Origin of the sequence: Arcobacter acticola (assembly GCF_013177675.1) — a bacterium.
In the GTDB taxonomy this organism is placed as follows: Bacteria; Campylobacterota; Campylobacteria; order Campylobacterales; family Arcobacteraceae; genus Aliarcobacter; species Aliarcobacter acticola.
Genome location: NZ_CP042652.1, coordinates 859,297 through 879,357 on the forward strand (window position 1 = coordinate 859,297; position 20,061 = coordinate 879,357).

At 26.4% G+C, this 20,061-nt stretch carries 20 protein-coding genes; 15 read left to right on the top strand and 5 right to left on the bottom strand.

The window, feature by feature from the left end; genetic code table 11:
* Positions 1 to 13: 13 nt before the first annotated feature.
* The gene (locus AACT_RS04440; protein WP_172125334.1) at positions 14 to 1,480 is read left to right on the top strand and encodes a PAS domain S-box protein; all 1,467 of its coding nucleotides are present in this window, start codon (positions 14 to 16) and stop codon (positions 1,478 to 1,480) included.
* Positions 1,481 to 1,504: 24 nt separating this feature from the next.
* Here AACT_RS04440 and AACT_RS04445 read toward each other — a convergent pair whose 3' ends face one another.
* Both AACT_RS04445 and AACT_RS04450 read right to left on the bottom strand, forming a co-directional pair.
* On the bottom strand, positions 1,505 to 2,170 hold the full coding sequence (locus AACT_RS04445; protein ID WP_172125336.1) for an amino acid ABC transporter permease: 666 nt from the start codon (positions 2,168 to 2,170) through the stop codon (positions 1,505 to 1,507).
* A 135-nt stretch (positions 2,171 to 2,305) separates the two neighbouring features.
* The gene (locus AACT_RS04450; protein ID WP_172125338.1) at positions 2,306 to 3,121 is read right to left on the bottom strand and encodes a transporter substrate-binding domain-containing protein; all 816 of its coding nucleotides are present in this window, start codon (positions 3,119 to 3,121) and stop codon (positions 2,306 to 2,308) included.
* Positions 3,122 to 3,423: 302 nt separating this feature from the next.
* On the opposite strand from AACT_RS04450, the gene AACT_RS04455 reads away from it, so the two are divergent.
* The 6 genes from AACT_RS04455 to AACT_RS04480 all read left to right on the top strand — a co-directional run bounded on the left by AACT_RS04455 (position 3,424) and on the right by AACT_RS04480 (position 10,835).
* The gene (locus tag AACT_RS04455) at positions 3,424 to 4,620 is read left to right on the top strand and encodes a NifS family cysteine desulfurase (protein WP_172125340.1); all 1,197 of its coding nucleotides are present in this window, start codon (positions 3,424 to 3,426) and stop codon (positions 4,618 to 4,620) included.
* Positions 4,621 to 4,653: 33 nt separating this feature from the next.
* Entirely contained in the window at positions 4,654 to 5,634 is a 981-nt protein-coding gene (locus AACT_RS04460) for an iron-sulfur cluster assembly scaffold protein (protein ID WP_172125342.1), read from the top strand.
* A gap of 302 nt (positions 5,635 to 5,936) precedes the next feature.
* Positions 5,937 to 6,788 (top strand): RhuM family protein, encoded by an 852-nt coding sequence (rhuM, locus tag AACT_RS04465; RefSeq protein ID WP_172125344.1) that lies wholly within the window; start codon positions 5,937 to 5,939, stop codon positions 6,786 to 6,788.
* Between the two features lie 105 nt (positions 6,789 to 6,893).
* Complete coding sequence (locus AACT_RS04470; protein WP_172125346.1) at positions 6,894 to 9,281, top strand: AAA domain-containing protein; 2,388 nt, start codon at positions 6,894 to 6,896, stop codon at positions 9,279 to 9,281.
* Between the two features lie 61 nt (positions 9,282 to 9,342).
* Positions 9,343 to 9,975, top strand: a complete 633-nt coding sequence (locus AACT_RS04475; RefSeq protein ID WP_172125348.1) for a CBS domain-containing protein — start codon at positions 9,343 to 9,345, stop codon at positions 9,973 to 9,975.
* A gap of 92 nt (positions 9,976 to 10,067) precedes the next feature.
* The gene (locus tag AACT_RS04480) at positions 10,068 to 10,835 is read left to right on the top strand and encodes a sulfite exporter TauE/SafE family protein (protein ID WP_172125350.1); all 768 of its coding nucleotides are present in this window, start codon (positions 10,068 to 10,070) and stop codon (positions 10,833 to 10,835) included.
* On the opposite strand, the gene AACT_RS04485 is transcribed toward AACT_RS04480, so the two are convergent.
* On the bottom strand, positions 10,832 to 12,079 hold the full coding sequence (locus AACT_RS04485; protein WP_172125352.1) for a GGDEF domain-containing protein: 1,248 nt from the start codon (positions 12,077 to 12,079) through the stop codon (positions 10,832 to 10,834). The two genes, AACT_RS04480 and AACT_RS04485, sit on opposite strands and share 4 nt — an antisense overlap.
* A gap of 108 nt (positions 12,080 to 12,187) precedes the next feature.
* Between AACT_RS04485 and AACT_RS04490 the strand changes: the two genes are divergently transcribed.
* From AACT_RS04490 to argH, 4 genes are all read left to right on the top strand, one after another.
* Entirely contained in the window at positions 12,188 to 12,379 is a 192-nt protein-coding gene (locus tag AACT_RS04490) for a hypothetical protein (protein WP_172125354.1), read from the top strand.
* Between the two features lie 73 nt (positions 12,380 to 12,452).
* Positions 12,453 to 12,887, top strand: a complete 435-nt coding sequence (locus AACT_RS04495; protein ID WP_172125356.1) for a hemerythrin domain-containing protein — start codon at positions 12,453 to 12,455, stop codon at positions 12,885 to 12,887.
* Positions 12,888 to 12,889: 2 nt separating this feature from the next.
* Positions 12,890 to 14,158, top strand: coding sequence for a hypothetical protein (locus tag AACT_RS04500; protein WP_172125358.1), 1,269 nt, complete (start codon positions 12,890 to 12,892; stop codon positions 14,156 to 14,158).
* 58 nt (positions 14,159 to 14,216) lie between these two features.
* Positions 14,217 to 15,605 (top strand): argininosuccinate lyase, encoded by a 1,389-nt coding sequence (gene argH, locus AACT_RS04505; RefSeq protein WP_172125359.1) that lies wholly within the window; start codon positions 14,217 to 14,219, stop codon positions 15,603 to 15,605.
* Between the two features lie 49 nt (positions 15,606 to 15,654).
* Here the strand turns inward: argH and AACT_RS04510 are convergent, their stop codons facing one another.
* Both AACT_RS04510 and AACT_RS04515 read right to left on the bottom strand, forming a co-directional pair.
* The gene (locus AACT_RS04510; protein WP_172125361.1) at positions 15,655 to 16,563 is read right to left on the bottom strand and encodes a chemotaxis protein CheV; all 909 of its coding nucleotides are present in this window, start codon (positions 16,561 to 16,563) and stop codon (positions 15,655 to 15,657) included.
* Positions 16,564 to 16,625: 62 nt separating this feature from the next.
* Positions 16,626 to 17,276: a tRNA threonylcarbamoyladenosine dehydratase gene (locus AACT_RS04515; RefSeq protein ID WP_172125363.1), complete on the bottom strand. Its 651-nt coding sequence runs from the start codon at positions 17,274 to 17,276 to the stop codon at positions 16,626 to 16,628.
* A gap of 61 nt (positions 17,277 to 17,337) precedes the next feature.
* Here AACT_RS04515 and greA point away from each other — a divergent pair, with 61 nt between their 5' ends.
* From greA to AACT_RS04535, 4 genes are read left to right on the top strand one after another with little or no spacing between them, the layout of a single operon-like run.
* Positions 17,338 to 17,826 (top strand): transcription elongation factor GreA, encoded by a 489-nt coding sequence (gene greA / locus AACT_RS04520; protein ID WP_172125365.1) that lies wholly within the window; start codon positions 17,338 to 17,340, stop codon positions 17,824 to 17,826.
* Positions 17,823 to 18,827 carry an N-acetyl-gamma-glutamyl-phosphate reductase gene (gene argC, locus AACT_RS04525; protein ID WP_172125367.1) on the top strand — a complete coding sequence of 335 codons (1,005 nt, stop codon included), beginning with the start codon at positions 17,823 to 17,825 and terminating at the stop codon, positions 18,825 to 18,827. Before greA ends, argC begins: the two co-directional genes overlap by 4 nt.
* The gene (locus AACT_RS04530) at positions 18,817 to 19,515 is read left to right on the top strand and encodes a UDP-2,3-diacylglucosamine diphosphatase (protein ID WP_172125369.1); all 699 of its coding nucleotides are present in this window, start codon (positions 18,817 to 18,819) and stop codon (positions 19,513 to 19,515) included. The genes argC and AACT_RS04530 overlap by 11 nt, the downstream gene beginning before the upstream one ends.
* The gene (locus AACT_RS04535; RefSeq protein ID WP_172125371.1) at positions 19,512 to 20,051 is read left to right on the top strand and encodes a hypothetical protein; all 540 of its coding nucleotides are present in this window, start codon (positions 19,512 to 19,514) and stop codon (positions 20,049 to 20,051) included. Before AACT_RS04530 ends, AACT_RS04535 begins: the two co-directional genes overlap by 4 nt.
* Positions 20,052 to 20,061 lie beyond the last annotated feature (10 nt).

Below are 20,061 nucleotides of genomic sequence, written 5' to 3' on the forward strand. Positions count from 1 at the left end.
TAGGGTTTGTTTTATGAAGTATAGTATAAGTTTAAAGTTTTCATTTTTAGTAGGTATTTTAACATTTGTTGTAGCAATATTGGTAGGATTTTATTCTAATACTGTATCTAATAAACAATTAGAGATAAATTCAGGTGAATCTTTAATAAAATTATCAAAAAGAGTTAATGATATTCTTGATAGAGAAATGTTAGAAAGATATAGAGAAATGAAATTTGCATCTTCCTTGCCCGTAATGACTAGTGAAAATAGTACTATAGAAGAAAAAAGAGAGTTTATACAAAAAATAAAAGATAATTATAATCATCATGAATGGATTGGTTATGCTTTAGTAGATGGTACAGTTCAAGTTGGTACAAACGAATATCTAGAAGGAAAAAATGTAAAAGCTAGACCTTGGCATCCAAATGGCCTAGTGTCACCTTATATAGGAGATGTTCATGATGCACTACTTTTAGCAAAGCTTTTACCAAATAATAGTGGTGAAGCTATATACTTTTCTGATGTTGCTTTTCCTGTTATTAGTAAAGAAGGAAAAACATTAGGTGTCTTATGTACTCATTTAACTTGGCAATGGACAAGAGATGTAATTAGAAGTATCCAAAAAGAACATGGTGTAGAAATTTTTCTATTATCAAAAGATGGATTGATTTTAGTTGGGCCTGAAAACACAGAAAGAACTAATATTTCAGAAGTTTCATCAAATGTTGCACAATCATTTGAATCAGATAAAGCAAGTTATAAAATAATTGATTGGAATAATAATTTTGAATATCTTACTGCAAGTAGTGTAAGTAATGGGTTTGAAGAATATAAGGGTTTTTCATGGAAAGTAATAGTACGACAACCACTTGATGATGCATTTAGAATTGCTGAGCAAAACACAAGTACAATTTTATTAATTAGTATATTTTTAGGATTAATAGCAAGCATAATTGGTGTTTTTATTTCAAATATAATTTCTAAGCCACTTACAAAATTAAGTAAAATAGTTGATGATATTGCAAATAATAAAAAAGTAGAATTTCCACAAAAAGCTTCAAATGATGAAATAGGAAAACTACAAAATGCAATAAAAAATCTACATAAAAATTTACTTATTGAATCAAATAGTAAAAGAAATGCTGAACTTAAAGTTGAATTATCTTTAAAAATATTTGAGCAATCCTTAGAAGGAATAATTATTACAGATGAAAATAATAATATTATTTTAATAAATAAAGCATTTAGTAAAATAACAGGTTATGAATTAAATGAAGTATATGGAAAGAATCCATCAATACTAGCTTCGAATTTACAAAATAAAGAGTTTTATAAAAATATGTGGAATGAAATAAAAGTAAATGAGAAGTGGAGTGGATATTTAAAAAATATTAAAAAAGATGGAACGATTTATGAAGAATACTTGAAAATTAGTTCTTTGAAAAATGAAAATGGAGATATTATTAATTATCTTGCTACCTTTAGTAGTGAGTTTTAGAAGAAAAGTCTTCTAAAACTTTTATTATTTAATCTTTTTTTCTAAGCTCTTAGTATAGTATGAAATAGGATAAGTTAAGATTAAATATCCAATAGCAAGAGGAATATAACTCTCTAATGTTGAGTAAGTGATTGCATCAACTTCTTGAGCATTCATTGTAAATTCACTAATAGCAATTATTGATAATAATGAAGAGTCTTTTATAATTGAGGCAAACTGCCCCGTAAGTGCGGGAAGCATTCTTTTAAAAGCTTGAGGGAAGATGATATAACGATACATTTGATAGTTAGACATTCCTAAACTTAATGATGTTTCAAACTGCTCTTTTTCTATTGATTCAATAGCTGCTCTTATAATTTCACATACATAAGCTCCTGAAAAAATAGCCAAAATACAAGTTCCTACAATATATCTATTTTCAAAACCTAAATTATTTGCAAATACATAAAAGAAAATCAGTATTTGTACAAGTAATGGTGTACCTCTTATAATCTCTATATAAAATCTAGCAAAGAATCTTAATATTATTAATTTTGAATTTTGAGCATAAGCAAAAAATAATCCAATCAAGAAACTTAATATTAGTGCAAAAAAAGAAATTATTACAGTCATAAAAAAACCATTTATAAATTTTTGTTTGTACTCATATACATGGGCCCAGTTAAAATTGTAAGTCATACTTGAAAACATAATATAAATAGATGAACAGATTAAAATAGAGATTAATAAAAAATTAAAAAAATAAACCCTTTTTGATAAAGGATTTATTTTCTTGAAGTCTAATTCATGAATGAAGTATTTTTTTAAATTAAATATAATTTTATCCTAAAAGAAAAATGGAATATTTAATTCATCAAAAGTTGCTTTTGCATCTTTTAAATGAGTTTGTGCAAAAGTTGCAAATGTACCATCTGCTTTTGCTTTTGTAATAAATTCATTAACCTGATCTTTTAAAGGATCATTTTGTCTAAGTGCAACTCCCCAGTATTCAAAATCTTTTTGAAATGGTTTTAAAAGTGCTACTGTTGTATCTTTATGTTGAGCATAATTTTTATAAATTGTTAACTGATCATACAAAAATCCATCAGCTTTTCCTTGAACAACTTCTAAAACACAAGCATTTTCTTTATCAAATACTAAAATTTCAGCATTTTTTAGATTTTCTGTTGCATAAATATGTCCAGTTGAGCCTTTTTTAACAGCAATTTTTTTACCTGCAACATTTAAATCATCAATAGAATTTACATTTGATTCTTTATTTGCAAGTATAGCTAGTGCTGTTTGTGCATAGGGAATAGAAAAATCAATAGATTTTTTTCTTTCATCTGTAATTGTCATTGAAGAGATAATTAAATCAATTTTTCCAGTTTTAAGTGATGGAATTAATCCACTCCATGCTGTATTTTCAATAACAACTTCTTTTCCTAAATAATCACCGAGTTTTTTAGCAAAATCAACTGACACCCCTTGTGGATTCCCATCTTTATCGCTCATCTCAAATGGAGGATAAGCTAATTCCATGCCTACTTTTAATACTTGTTTCTCTTCTTTTTTCTCACTTTTTATTTCTGATTTATTGTCACATGCAACAAAGAATAGAGATAAGAAAGTAAGTGTAATAATTGAAATAATTTTTTTCATTTTAAACCTTCTATAAATATTTTTGTTATTATCTCATTCTAAACTTAACAAAACTTTATTTATAACTCTTTTTATTTATTTTTATTTGAATATAATGCTCCGTAAATTTTAAAAAAAATAATTTAATAGAAAATCTAAATTGATTTTTGTTACTTATTTATACTTAAGTAATTTAAAATAAATCAATTAAGACAATTCTTATCCTATTTAGATTAGAATACAAGAAAAATTTTAGTAAAGCTTATCAAAAGTAATTTTGGAATAGATTTTGCATATAAAATTAAAAAATATTAGGAAATATAATGGAAGTTTATTTAGATAATAATGCAACAACGATAGTTGACCCAAAAGTATATGAAGAGATGAAACCATTTTTTTGTGACATATACGGAAACCCAAATTCATTACACAAATTTGGAGCAGGAACTCACCCTAAGATGGTTGAAGCTTTAAATTTCTTATATGAGGGAATTAATGCAGCTGATGAAGATGATATTATCATCATGTCAAATGCAACAGAAAGTATTAATACAGTTATAAAAGGTATTTGGATTGATAAAATTTTAAACGGTAATAAAAATCATATTATTACTTCAGAAGTAGAGCATCCAGCAGTTACAGCAACATGTAAGTTCTTAGAATCACAAGGTGTTTCAGTTACTTATCTTCCTGTAAATGAAGATGGTGTATTAGAAGCTAGCTCAGTAAAAGATTATATAAGAGAAGATACAGCACTTGTATCAATTATGTGGGCAAATAATGAAACAGGAAAAATTTTCCCAATCAAAGAAATCGGAACTATCTGTAAAGAAGCTGGAATTGCTTTTCATACAGATGCAACACAAGCAATAGGAAAAGTTCCTGTTGATGTTCAAGATTTCAATGTAGATTATTTATCTTTTTCAGCTCATAAATTCCATGGACCAAAAGGTGTTGGTGGTTTATATGTTAGAAAAGGTTACGATTTAACTCCATTATTACATGGTGGTGAGCAAATGGGTGGACACAGAGCTGGAACTGTTGATGTTGCTTCAATGGTTGGAATGGGATGGGCTATGAAGCTTGCTACTTCAACTATGGCTTTAGCTTATGAAAAAAATCATGTTAGTAAATTAAGAGATAAACTAGAAGCAGCTATTTTAGAATTGCCAGAAACTGTAGTAATTGGTGGAACTGCAAATAGAACACCAAATACAACTTTAATCTCTTTTAGGGGAGTTGAGGGTGAGTCTATGTTATGGGATTTAAATCAAAATGGAATTGGGGCATCTACAGGAAGTGCATGTGCTAGTGAAGATTTGGAAGCTAATCCTGTTATGAATGCATTTGGAAGCGATAGTGAATTAGCTCATACGGGTGTTAGATTCTCTTTAAGTAGATTTAATACAGAAGAGCAAATTGATTATGCAATTACTGTTATAAAAAATGCGGTTACTAGATTAAGAGGGATTTCAAGCTCATATGCTTATGCACCTTCATGTCATAAATCTGGTTTATAATAAAAAATAAGAATAATTTAAAAGGAAAATTTCATGGCAAAAAATAGTTTAATTAGTGGATCTATTTGGGATGAATACTCAAATCAAGTAGTAAATAGAATGAATAACCCATCTCACCAAGGTGAAATCACAGAAGAAAGAGCAGCAGCACTTGGAGCAAAACTAATTGTTGCAGACTTTGGAGCTGAATCATGTGGTGATGCTGTAAGATTATATTGGGCAGTTGATGAAGCTAATGATAAAATCTTAGAGTCAAAATTCAAATCTTTTGGTTGTGGTACTGCTATCGCATCTTCTGATGTTATGGCTGAACTTTGTATTGGTAAAACAGTTGATGAAGCTGTAAAAATTACAAATATTGATGTTGAAAAAGCATTAAGAGATAATCCAGAAACTCCAGCCGTTCCACCTCAAAAAATGCACTGTTCAGTTATGGCTTATGATGTTATTAAAAAAGCAGCAGCTGAGTACAAAGGTGTTGATATGGAATCTTTTGAAACTGAAGTAATCGTTTGTGAATGTGCAAGGGTTTCATTAGGAACAATTAGAGAAGTTATTAGAATCAATGACTTAACTACTGTTGAGCAAATTACTGATTATACAAAAGCAGGTGCTTTTTGTAAATCATGTATCAAGCCAGGTGGACATGAAGAAAAAGAGTACTACCTTGTTGATATTTTAAAAGATGTAAGAGCTGAAATGTCAGAAGAAAAAATGAAAACAGCAGCTGATGCAAGTGCTAGCGGAACATTATCATTTGATAAAATGACTTTAGTTCAAAGAATTAAAGCAATTGATTCTGTATTAGATTCTGATATTAGACCAATGCTTGTAATGGATGGTGGAAATATGGAAATTATTGATATTAAAGAAAATTTACCACATTATGATTTATATATCAGATACTTAGGTTCATGTTCAGGATGTTCGTCAGGATCTACTGGAACTTTATATGCAATCGAATCTGTATTACAACAAAAAATTGATGAAAACTTAAGAGTTTTACCAATTTAATTTTTTAGAATTTTAGAGATTTTTTTAAAAGGGACTTGACAAAAGACAAGTCCCTTTTTTTGTTTTTGTAGCATTTAGATAGGTAAAATTCCAAGAGTTTTTGCTAAATGAGTAAAGTGAAAAATCCCCTTTTATTTTCTTCAATCCTTGACTGAAACGAGTTTCAGTTTCTTAAAAAATCACTGAAATACAAAACTTGTTTTGTACTAAATAAAACTAACAAAGAATAACAAATTGCAATATTTTTAACTTTCAATCAAAAAAAAATATATAATTTTCTTATAAACTTAAAAGGCTAAAAAATGCAAAAAAATAAATCTAATTTAGTGATTTATAGTGATGGAGAACTTGAATTAAAAATATCTGTAACTGATGAAACTATATGGCTTACTCAAGCTCAATTAAGTGATATTTTTGAAAAAGACCAAAGTGTTATTAGTAGGCATATCAATAATATTTTTAAAGATAATGAAGTAGATGAAAAAAGCAATATGCAAAAAATGCATATTGCAAATTCTGATAAACCAGTAAGTTTTTATAGTTTAGATATTGTTTTAGCTGTAGGATATAGAACAAACTCTTCAAAAGCTATTAAATTTCGTCAATGGGCAACATCTGTATTAAAAAATTATATTCAAAATGGCTATGTTATAAATAGTGATAAAATTACAAATGATAGATTTGTATCATTAGAAAATGAATTAATACTTTTAAAATCAAAAGTAGAAAATATTTCAAATTCACTTGAAAACAAAACTCTAAAACCAAAACAAGGAATATTTTACAACGGGCAAATTTTTGATGCTTATGTTTTTATCAATGATTTATTTAAAATAGCACTTGATGAAATAATTTTAATAGATAACTATATAGATGAAACAGTATTTACTCTTTTTTCAAAATACCCAAATATTAAAATCAAAATCTATACAAAAATTATTTCAAAACAATTAAAGTTGGATTTACAAAAATACAAAACTCAATATCAAAATATAGAACTACTAGAATTTAAAAACTCTCACGATAGATTTTTGATACTTGATAAAAAAGAGATTTATCACATTGGAGCTAGTCTTAAAGACTTGGGCAAAAAATGGTTTGCTTTTTCAAAGTTTGACATAGAAAATTTTGATATTTTAAAAAGACTAAATTAAATTATAAAAATTTATAAAATGAAAGAACTTACAAAAATTAATATCGCTATAAAGCACACTTTGTTACAATTCAACTCTTTCAAATCTTCATAAAATCGGAAATCAGTGGAAATACCAAAAATCAAAGAACTTTGTCATTCTCAATCACTTTATTATTATGATTATGTAAAAAGATATAGTGAACATAATGGAAAAACAATTGAAAAAGTTCACTCAATCTCTTTTCAAGAGGGAAGTTCTCCACTGTTGTTTGAGATAAAACTTGAAAAACCTATTTTTGATTTTGAAAAAACTTATTATAAAAATAATCTTACAAATGAGTATTATTTTAATAAAAGAGATATTTTGATAAAAGAGTATGATGAGAAAAATAGATTACTATATATTCAAATTTTAAGAGAAGATATAAATCTAAAAGAGTTAAATAGTGATGATTTTTTTGTAGTTACTGATTTACTTTTTTTAATAAACAATTTAATAGAGTGGTATGATAAAAATGCTTTGGAATTAAATTTTTCAACTAAAATTCCTTGTATTCAAAATCCAAATCTAGATATTTGTGTTGATACTATTTTAAATGCAAATCAAAAAGATGCTGTAAATGCTATCTTTCAAAACACATACTCATATATTTGGGGACCTCCTGGAACTGGAAAAACAAAAGCTGTTTTATCGTGCAGTGTATTAAACTATATATTTGAAGATAAAAAAGTATTAATAGTAGCTCCCACAAATGTAGCATTAGAACAAATACTTCTGGGTGTTTTAGACCATACTGAAAAACTGCAAATTCCAAATGAAAAGATTCTTAGATTTGGAATTCCCTCAAAAGATTTTTTTGATAAATATCCCCAAACTTGTGAAATAAGAGGTTTCGAAAAAGTTCTTGAAAGTCTTGAAAATCAGATTAAAATCATAAAAAGAGTAATGAAGTATAGAGAAGGGAAACTAATATTTGCAGATTTAGAGCAAATAAATAGTTTCTTTTCTATTTTAGAAGAGAATAAAGAAAAGATAAAAAAAGAAGAAGAAAAAATAGAATATTTTCAACCTTTGATAAATCTTCTAACTCAAACTTTGAAATCCTATCATTTTGCCAATAATTCAAAGATAATAAAAGAGGCCATAAAAAAAAGAGAAAATTCTTTTTGTGTGAATTATGATGAAAAACTAATTGAAGAGAATAGTTTAAAAGAAGTTATAAATATAGATTGTATAAGAGCGCAAATACAAATACATGAAAGAATAATTGATAATTTAAATAAAAAGAATATTCAAATTTTATTCCAATCAAAAGAGTTAATAAAAAGTGAAAAAATTTATAATGAAATATTTAAAGATTTAACAAATGAAAATATAGATGAAAAAAGAGTTTTACTAAATAATAAAATCTCACAATTAAATTTATGGTGCAAAACAAATCAAGAAAAGCTAAAAGAACTAACAAAAAATTTGAATGATAATCTAATCAATGAAGCCTTAGATGAACATCATAAAAACTTTGATGAAAAAAAGTTAAATATTGTACTAGATGAATTGATAAATGATAGAAACTCTATATTAGAAAAAAGTACAAAAGAAAGAATTAAATATTCACAAATCTTAGCTATGACAATTGATGCTTTTATTCAATATACATTAAAAGATAAAATAGAAGTTGATCATATTTTTTGTGATGAAGCAGGATATATGTCAAATATAAAAGCTTTGACTCTATTTAAAAATGATTGTCCTATTACTTTTTTAGGTGATCATATGCAACTTCCTCCTGTTAGTGAAGTAAAAAATGATGATTTAAATGCTCTTAAAAAAAGTTTTTTATATTCTCAATCATCTTTATTTTTTGAAAGTGTATTTTTAAAAAAAGATGAAGATGAATTATATGATGAGTTTTTAAATTTAAACTTACCAAAGTATGAAAGAAGTGTTCAAGTAAATCTTAAATACACCCATAGGTTTGGAATAAATCTAGCTAGGGTTTTAGATAAGTTTGTATATAAATTTGGTTTTGAATCCGCACTAAATATTGATACTCAAATGATATTTATAAACAGTAATTCAAATGTAGATGTAGCAATAGAGCGTTCAAGTAAAGAAGAAGCACTAATCATAAAAGAGTTAGTAAAAAAATTTGAAGGAAAATCTTTTGCTATTTTAACACCATATAAAAAACAAGTGAAAGTATTAAAAGAAGTTTTAGGAAGAAAATATTTTGAAAATATTATGACCATTCATAAATCTCAAGGAAGTGAATGGGATAATGTTATTTTTTCTGTTGTTGATGATTCAAATTTTGGAAAAAGAAAAATGTTTTTTACAAACTCTTTAAATCATAATTTCAAAAGTTTAAATCTAATAAATACAGTTGTAAGTAGAGCAAAAAAAAGATTAATTATTGTTGCAAATGAAGAGTTTTGGATAGAACAAAAGGAGTCACAATTAATAGGAAATTTAATAAATATATGTAAAAAGTTAGTTTATAAATATACATAATCATAATTTTGTTATATAATTTATTTAATGACTATTTAAATGATATAAAAAGAGGATTATCATGTTTACCGTGTATAATAATGGAAACGTTGGTTTTAGAAGTACAGCTGATAATTTATATGAACTTAAAAATATTGATGAATTATCTCCTGCAAGATTAAAACCAGATGAAGGTTTCATTCAACAATTTAATAATAAAAAAGATCAAGGTGAAAAGAAATCAAGTGAAAATGCTATTTCAGAATACAAAAAAATGGCAAATATTGATACCCTTGAGCCTGTATATGAAGTAAAAGATATAATGACAAGAAATTGCATTTATATAGATAATGAATCAACAATAAAAGATGCTTATGATTCTTTAAAAGAGTTAGATATTAATCAAATGCCAGTTGTTTCTTTTGGGAAGAAAATTACTGCGATGATAAATAAAGAACAAATCTTAAATCTTTTAATGAATGATATAGAAAATAGTAAAAATATTTTAAAGAAAAAGCTAAATGATGTATATTTAGATGAAGTTATAACAGCTAATCCAATTTCAGATATTAGAAGAGTTGCAAAAGTAATGATTGATTTAAAATTAGATGCGATTCCAATTGTTGATGAAAATGATATTTTGCATGGAATTGTTTCTAAAACAGATATTATTAAAGCTATCTCTCATATTCCACATTTTCAACTTTGGTCATAAACTATAAAGAAAAGATATCTTGCTTTTATACAATTATTATAAAATTTTTATATAACTTTCAGATATAATTCCAAAAAAAATAAAGAGTATAAATGGAATTTTTAGAAGATATAACTACTACGTGGATTATTATATTTATTATTACAGGATTTATAGCAGGTTATGTAGATTCAATAGCAGGTGGTGGAGGAATGATACAAGTACCTGTTTTGTTATATAGTGGAATTCCCCCTGTGTTTGTTCTTGCAACAAATAAAATGGCAAGTTTATTTGGAACTTTAATGGCAACAATCAAATATTTTCTAAGTAAAAAAATATCAATTAGAGTAGTTAGTATTGCAATAATTCCTTGTTTATTAGCTTCATATTTGGGAAGTTCACTTGTTATGTATATACCTAATTATATTATTCAATGGGCTATTTTAATTGCAATTCCTATTGCCTTAGTTTTTCTTCTTAAAAAAAGTTCAAAGATTAAAGAAGAAAATACAAAACTTACAAATAAAAATATAATTCTAGCAACTGCTCCAATTGGCTTTTATGATGGTATTTTAGGTCCTGGAACGGGAACTTATATGACAATTTCTATGAAAAAGTTTTTACATTTAGATTATATTATTTCAACTGCATCTACTAAGCCTTTAAATTTAGCTACAAATTTAGGTTCAGCTATTGCCTTTGTTTATGCTGGAAAAGTTTTATGGATGATTGCAATTCCTATGGCAATTGCAAATATGGCTGGATCATATGTTGGTACACATTTTGCTATTAAAGGTGGAGAATCTTTTATAAAAAAAGTTTTGATTTTTGTATTAGTATTTATGTTATTAGCAAATATTATAAAGATAATATTAAATTAGATTTCACTTTCGTTATCAAATATAATCTTATCTCTACCCTTACTTTTAGCTTCATATAAAAGTTCATCTGCTCTTTTTTTAGCATCTGAATATGAATCATATTTATTTCTATAACTAATTCCTGCAGAAAATTTTATATGAATAGTTTCTTCTTTGTATATAAAGTTAGTTGAAGTGATTGCTTTTTTAACTCTTTTTATATATCCTAAAACTTCTTCTTCTTTTTCATAATTTATTAGTGCAATAAACTCTTCACCGCCATATCTAGCAATTACATCTTCTGTTCTTGTTAAACTTTTTAATATTCCTGCAAAATTTTTAAGGACAGAATCTCCACAAGTATGGCCATATGTATCATTTATTTTTTTGAAATGGTCAATATCATAAAAAATAATTGCATAATTGTTATTAAATATAGAGTAGTTTTTTTCTATCTTTTCTATTTCATTATGGTAAGCCCGTCTATTAAATACATTTGTTAAGAAATCAGTTTCTTTTTCTTCTCTTGCTATTGATAATTCTTCTTGTAGTTTTCTAATTTGCTCATTTAATGAATTGAATTGTATTTTATGATCGTTAATTATTTTACAATTTGTTTTAATTGAATTTTCTATTTTATGAATAGTGGCAACTAATTTTGTTTGAACAACTTTTAGTTCTCTTTGAGATGCTTCTGACATATTTAATGTAATCAATTCATCTTTAATTTTTAAAATATCTTCTCCTGAATTTTCACTTTCACTTAAAGTTTTATCAAAATATCTACTCATTAATGATGTTAATTTTATAATATCATTAGTTTTATCTTTTAGTATTTTTCTATCTGAATCCACTCTTTTGTTAGCTAGTTCTTTTAGCATATTTATTGATTCATCTAAGATTATATTTTTTGGAGTTTCAAGAATTTTTAAAATAAATTCTTCAATTTTTTGGCTTAATTCTAAATCGGAAAATGGCTTTAAAATTTCTTCAAAAATATTGATTAGTTTTTTTAACTCTTCTTCATTAACTCTTTTTGCAAGAATAATTGCTAAATGGTTAAAAGTATTTATTTCTGATAATTCTATTTCATTTGGGGTTAATGCTTCTTTAATTTTATTAAATAATTCAAATTCAGCAATTTCAACATCAGATATTTGTGCTTGATTTTTAAATTCAATAAAATAGTTTTCGGGTGTTGTTGGAAGATTCTCTTCTTTTAACTGAAACAATGTATTTTTTGTTAGTTCTTTAATTTTCCCCAAGAATAAAACCTTATAATTATTGTGTATAATTCTAATATAAAGTATTATAACACTTATTTTTTAATAATAAAGATAAAAGTGTATAATAATTAAAGAAAAGGAAATGAAATGACTGCACAAGATAAAGAATTAGCCCAAATACACGATTCAATTGTAGATGATGTTAAAAGTTTAGTTGATAAATATATGTCAATAGTGAGCTTGGATGTTCCCGAAAATAATGAAGACACTGCAAAAAGTAAGATTTTATATATAATAAAAGATGCAATAGAAGAAATAGAAGAATTAGATAGTAAATAATTATTGATTGCCATCAATATTTTTTTTTCATAATTGCCTTATAATACATAAAATATATTACAAGGCAATTATTATGAATACAATATCATCTTTTTTAACATCAGATCACAGAGCTTGTGATGAGGAATTTGCAAATCTAGAAAATGCAGTAGCATTAGATGATTGGGATGACTCACAAGTAAAATTAAATAAATTTATTAGTGATTTATTACACCATTTTGATATGGAAGAGAAAGTTATGTTTCCAACTTTTGAAGAAGTAACTGGTATGACTCAAGGTCCTACAATGATTATGAGAATGGAACATGATCAAATGAGACAACTTTTAAATGCTTTACAAGAAGATTTAGAAAAAAAAGATAGAAATCATTTCTTTGGTGTTAGTGAAAGCTTAATGATGCTAATGCAACAACATAATATGAAAGAAGAACAAATGTTATATGCAATGGCTGATATGCGTTTAGGATCTTTTGTTGAAAAAGTTATTGAAGATATGAAAGCTTTATAAAAATGTTTAATCAAGGCTTGAGTTTAGATCAAGCACCACCTATTTCAGTGCCTTTTAGATTTTTTTTAAGTGCTCCACTTTTTGGAGTACTTATTAGCCTTGTTTTTTTCTTTTCACCCTTTGATGAAATATCAAATCAGTACTCTCATCTAGCAATTGGTGTAATTCATCTTTTTACCCTTGGAATATTATCAATGATAATATTTGGAGCAATGCAACAAATGATGCCAGTTCTTGCAGGTGCAATACTAAAAAAACCTCGATTATTTGCAAATATTGTGCATCCTTCTTTAGTATTGGGAACTTTATCTATGAGTTTTTCATTTATTTTTGAAATAAAAATCTTGCTTCATATTGGAGTACTTTTTCTAACAATATCTTTTTTGACTTTTTTTAGTCTATCAATAAAACTTCTATTTAAAGTAGAGTTTCTTACAAGTACTGTAAAAGCTATGAGATTGTTTTCCCTTGCTGGATTTATCACATTGATTTTAGGATTATATTTAGCGATAGCACATATAAGTTCAAATATAGGTGAGCAACATTATGTTTTTGTAAATATGCATATCCTTTTTGCTTTATTTGGTTTTGCACTTTTGATTATAATGGGTGTGTCTTTTCAAGTGATCCCTATGTTTTATGTGGCACTTGATTTTCCTAAGTTTGTACAGAACAAAATTCCTTTAATACTATTTTTTCTTTTATTGCTATCTTCTTTAATTTTTTATTTTAAAGTTGATTTTTTAGTATTAAAGATTTTATTTGTAAGTTTAATTATGACTTTTTCTTTTTATGCTTTGAAATCTTTAAATCATAGAAGACGACCTGTTTTTGATGTGACTTTATGGTATTGGAAATTTTCTTTAAGCGCCTTAGGTTTATCTATGATTATATGGTTATTCAATATTTTTGAATCTAATTATATCTTAGCAATTGTTTTTGCTTTTGGATTTTTGTATTCATTACTTCAAGGAATGGCTTATAAGATTATTCCATTTTTATCATGGTTTCATTTAAACTCAAAGGGTTATTTTAAACTTCCTACTATTAGGGAATTTATAGAAGAAAGATATATAAAACTGCATTTCTTTTTTCATATTCTTTCTTTAGTATTTTTTGTAGCGGCTTATTTTGTAAATAGTTTTATTTATATGGCTTCATTTTTATTTTTAGTATCAAATATAATCTTTTTTATAAACATATTAACTGCAATTAGAAAATACTCAAAAATTGCAAATACTGACCCTATGGATTTATCTTCTTTTAAATAATCTCACTTGTGTTATAATGATGCCTAATTTTTAGGTACATTATAATTTAGGGAATCAAATGGCAAATCAAAACAATCAAATTTTAAAAAATACAAATGCACAAATACTAGATGAGTTTAACGCTTCAATAATGTTCGATAAAGAACTTTATGCACAAGATATAAAAGGTTCAATTGCACACTCACAAATGCTTTGTGAGCAAGGTATTTTAACTCTTGAGGAACAAAAATCAATCGAATCAGGACTTTTACAAGTAAAAAATGAAATTGAAAGTGGGGAGTTTAAATTTTCATTAGCATATGAAGATATTCATATGGCTGTTGAAAATAGACTTACAGAGATTATTGGAGAGCCAGGTAAAAGACTTCACACAGCAAGAAGTAGAAATGACCAAGTTGCAACTGACTTTAGACTTTATGTTCAAGATAAATCAATTAGTATTAAATCTCAATTAAAAGAATTAGTTGAAACTTTTGTAAATATTGCAAGAAAATATACTACAACTTTAATCCCAGGTATGACTCACCTACAACATGCACAGCCTCTTAACTTTGGATATCATTTATTAGCTTATGCAAATATGTTTAAAAGAGATTTTGAAAGATTTGAAAGTTCATATGAAAGAAATAACTATTGTCCTCTAGGAAGTGCAGCACTTGCAGGAACTCCACATAATATAAATAGAGATTCAACTTCACAAAAATTAGGGTTTATATCTCCAACTATTCATGCTATGGATACGGTTTCAGATAGAGATTTTGCATTAGAAATTTTATTTAATATTTCAACTTGTATGATGCATATTAGCAGAATCTCAGAAGAGTTAATTCTTTGGTCATCTTATGAATTCCAATTTGTTAGAATGAGTGATGAATATGCAACTACAAGCTCAATTATGCCACAAAAGAAAAACCCAGATGTACCTGAATTACTTCGAGGAAAAACAGGAAGAGTTTATGGAAATCTAATTTCACTTTTAACAGTTATGAAAGGTTTACCACTTGCTTATAATAAAGATACTCAAGAGGATAAAGAGGGAGTTTTTGATTCAGTGAAAACTGTTGAAATTTCAATTTCAATATTAAATGAAGTAATTAAAACTATGATAGTAAATACAGATAAAATGGAAAATGCTTGTAAAATAGGTCACTTAAGTGCAACTGATTTAGCTGATTTTTTAGTTCAAAAACAAAATATGCCATTTAGAACTGCTTACTATATTACAAAAGATGTTGTTACTAAAGCTAATGAATTAAAAAAAGATATTAGTGAGCTTACAATTGATGAGATTAGATCTGCTTCTAGTGAATTAAAAGATGTAAGTGAAGAGATTGTTATGTATTTAGATTTAAGAAATTCAATGAATGCAAGAAACTCTTTTGGTGGAACATCATCTATGCAAACAGAAAGTCAAATTAAATATTTTGAAGAGTGGTTAAGTAAATAAAACATAAGTAAAATAAGATGAAATAATTCATCTTATTTTGTAGTTAATTTTAGTGAAGTAAATGTCTTTTTGTTAGTTCAAAAAGTGTAGAAATATCTGTTTTCCCAACAAATCCTTCAACTCCAATTTTATTCATTTTCCCTCTTACAGCATCTGTTGTCATTGAAGAGTTAATAATCACAGGAATATGTTCAAATTTCTTATTACTTTTTATGTAAGAAGCAACTTGATATCCATCAGTTCCAGGCATTTCAATATCTGTAAGTACCATACCAATATCATTTGGATTTAATTCTTCTAATCTTTTAATTAATAATGCGCCATTTGAATATATCTCAAATCTTGCACCTGTTTGTTTAAAAAATTTATTTAAAACTTCCCTAGCAACTCCTGAATCTTCAGCTGCTAAAATTACTTTATTAGATTCTATTTTTTCATCAACATACTTTCTAACTTCGTCTTCTCCATCATTTGTCCAGTGAATATCTCTTAGAAGTTGTTCTGCATTAAATACAGTACAAAGCTCATCTTTATTATTTACTTTTACGTAAGTTGTATATGTGATTTTTGAATTTGTTTCTTCTGTATGTCTTAATTCTTGAGTAGTTTTTTCAACAATATCAATCATATCTTTTACTAAAAAGCCTATTTTTTTATGATTGAATTCACAAAATATAATTAGTTTATAATCTTTTACTTCAAGTGCTGGAAGTCCAAGCCATGCATCAAGATTAATTAATGTTACAGGTTCACCTCTAATAGTTGCAATTCCAGCAATTACATTAGTATCTCTTGGTGTATCATTTATTGCTACTTCTTCAGTAATGATAAAAGCTTTAACTTTTGCTATATTAATTGCGTAAATATTTTTATGACCAGTGTAAAACACAGCTAATTGCTGAACATTTCTAAGATGCGCTTGCGTCATTTGTTCAACACTACCACTAATACCGCTCATGTTAATCCTTTATTTATATAAGTTAATTATTATATATGTTTTAAACTTTAAGAAACTTTAAGTTATTTTTTGAATTTATTGATTAATTTTTGGATTGTAACTGATGCCATCATTAAACCAAATGAACCCGTAACTCCCTCAAAACTCCCTTTTTCTAAGCACATTGGTAATTCAGAAGAAAAAATTACTTTAAACTTCTTTTTAAAGCCTTGATTTTTCAATTCTGTTCTTATTTTTTTGATAAATGGATCGTTATAAGTATCCCAAATAGATATATATTCAATCTTACTTGGATCAATTCTTTTTGCTCCACCACTTGTACTAATAATTTTTGTAAAGTGCTTTTTGATTAAATGAACTTTTGGTTTAACATCATCTATGGCATCTAAAATATAATCATATGAAGAAAAATCAAAATTATCAATCCAATCAGGTGTTATTTTAATATGGATTGCTGTAACTTCTGGATATTTTTCTTTTAAAGCTTCAACCTTAACTCTTCCAATATTACCATGACTTCCCATTTGTCTATTCATATTTGATTCTTCATAAGTATCAAAATCTACTATTGTTATATTTGTAATTCCAGTGTTATAAAGTGCATCCAAAGCAAAGCTTCCAACACCGCCAACTCCTAAAAGTATTAGCTTAACATCTTTGAATTTCTCAAAAACATTCTCACCAAATAACTTTTTTGATCTATCATATTTCATCTAAACTTCTCTTTTACTATTTTTGGGTATTATATCATAAATTAAATGATGGGAGATGTTGATGGATAAAGAACCAATGACACTAGCAGGATATAATAAAATTACAGGAGATTTAGAGTTTCTTAAAAAAACAGAAAGACCTGAAACTGTAATCGCACTAGATGAAGCTAGACAATTAGGAGATTTAAAAGAGAATGCAGAATATCACTCAGCAAAAGAAAAACTAGGATTAATTGATTCTCAAATTGCAGAATTAAATGCAGTTATTTCAAAAGCTGTAATAATTGATCCTTCAACACTTCCTCATAACAAAGTGAGTTTTGGCTCAACTGTATCTTTAGTTGATGTAAAAACAGATGAAGAGTTTACTTATACAATAGTTGGTGGTGTTGAATCAAATGCCGAAAAAGGAATGATTTCATTTAACTCACCATTAGCAAAACAGTTAATGGGGAAAGAAGAGGGTGACGAAATCAAAGCTACCCTTCCAGGTGGAATTAAAAATTATGAAGTTTTAGGAGTATATTATAAGGAGATATCTTTAATATGAATGTAGCAATTATAGGAGCTAGTGGTTACACTGGTTTAGAATTAATAAAGATTCTAATAAATCATCCAAAATTCAATATCTCTTATGTTGCAAATACAACAGGAGATATTAATATTCAAGATTTACATCCATGTTTAAAAAGTGTAATAAATATAGATGTACAATTAGCAAATGCAGATGAAGTTGCAAAAGTAGCTGATTTAGCATTTTTAGCACTTCCACATAAAACAGCAATGGCATTTGCAAAAGATTTAATAGCATTGGGTGTTAAAGTTGTAGATTTAAGTGCTGATTATAGACTTGAACTTGAAGCTTATGAAAAACACTATTGTGAACATGAAGATAAAGAAAATATCAAAAATGCAGTTTATGGTTTACCTGAGTATTTTAAAGAAGATATTAAAAATGCAAAATTAATTGCAAATCCAGGATGTTACCCAACTGCTTCATTATTAGCACTATTGCCATTTATTGATTATATTGATACGGATGCTCCAATATTTATTGATGCAAAATCAGGTGTTAGTGGAGCAGGTAAAAATCCAAGTGAAACAACACACTATTGTCAAATAAATGATAATGTGCATGCATACAATCCTTTTAAACATAGACATATGCCAGAGATTCATGAAAAAGTAAAAATCTTAAAAGGTAAAGATGTTTCAATTAACTTTGTACCTCATTTATTGCCTTTAACAAGAGGAATGCTTGTATCTGTATTTGCAACATTAAAAGAAGATATTGATGTAAATGAGATCTTGAATAATACTTATAAAGACAATGAATTTGTTAGAATTAGAAATAAACCTGTTGATGTAAAATCAGTTGCAGGAACAAATTTCTGTGATTTATTTACCGCAAAAAATGGTAAAGCACTTTTTGTAAGTTCTGCAATTGATAATTTACTAAGAGGTGCATCGTCACAAGCTGTAGTAAATGCAAATATCATGTGTGGATATGAAGAATATGAAGGAATACCAAAAATAGCCTATGTACCTTAGTATCAAACAAGGCTCTATTTTCGTAGCTGATTCTCACTACAATCAAAAAAATAGACAGTTTTTATTATTTTTAAAAAAACTTGAAAATAAAGAAATAAAAACTACTCAACTTTTTTTGATGGGAGATATGATAGATTTTATCTCAGGTGAGAGTAAATATTTTATAAAACGAAATAGTGAAATTCTTGAACTTCTAAATAAATTATCAAATGAAATCGAGATAATTTATTTAGAAGGAAACCATGATTACAATCTAAAAAATCTTTTTCCCAATATAAATGTAATAAAAAGAGAAAATCAACCAGTTCTTGGAAAATTAAATAATAAAACAGTAAGTATTTCCCATGGAGATAACTTTATAAATTGGAAATATGATTTATATTGTAAATTTATAAGAAATAGTATATTCTTGCGATTTATGAATTTTATAGATATAAATTTCTTTATCTCTAAAAAAATTGAAGATAGTTTAGTAAAAAAGAATATATGTCATAAGATGGGTAATTTTAAACAACTAATTGAAAAAAGACTTGAAAACTATAATACAGATATAGTAATAGAAGGACACTATCATCAAGGTGAAACTTTTCATATAAAAGGAAAAGAATATATAAATATTCCATCTTTATGTTGTCAAGAAAAATATATAGTAATTAAAAATTTAGACTTTGTAGGAGAATCTATATGAATATGACTTTATTTGGTTTTATTATAATAATCATTTTGTTAATAGTTATTATAATTTATTTATTATCAATTAATAAAAATATCCAGAATAATAAAAAGAAACAATCAAATACAAAAAATATGGCAGAGTTTGCATTGGATAAGATACAGCTTCCAAGAAATATAGAGCAAATGGATGCAGATTCTTTATTAAAGGCTACTAGAGTTATTTTTGATTCTTTTAAGTCTTTAGATTATGCAAGTAAAGCACCAAATGTATTAGATAAAATAGAATGGCATACTTGGCAAGTATCAATTCTTTTGAGTTTTTTAAAAGAAAAAAATAGATTAATTGGTGTAAATAGCAATGAAAAGTTATTTCATGAAAATATATTAGATTTAAATTATTCTCAAATGGATCAAGAAATTCAAAGAGTTATAAAAAAATATTCAGAAAATGTAAATATACAAAAAGATAGAGATAGTCTAAGTAAAGATGTTATTTGGTCTGTTAGAGATGTTTCAATTATCTTATATGAGATTATGTACAATAATTAAATCAAGGAGA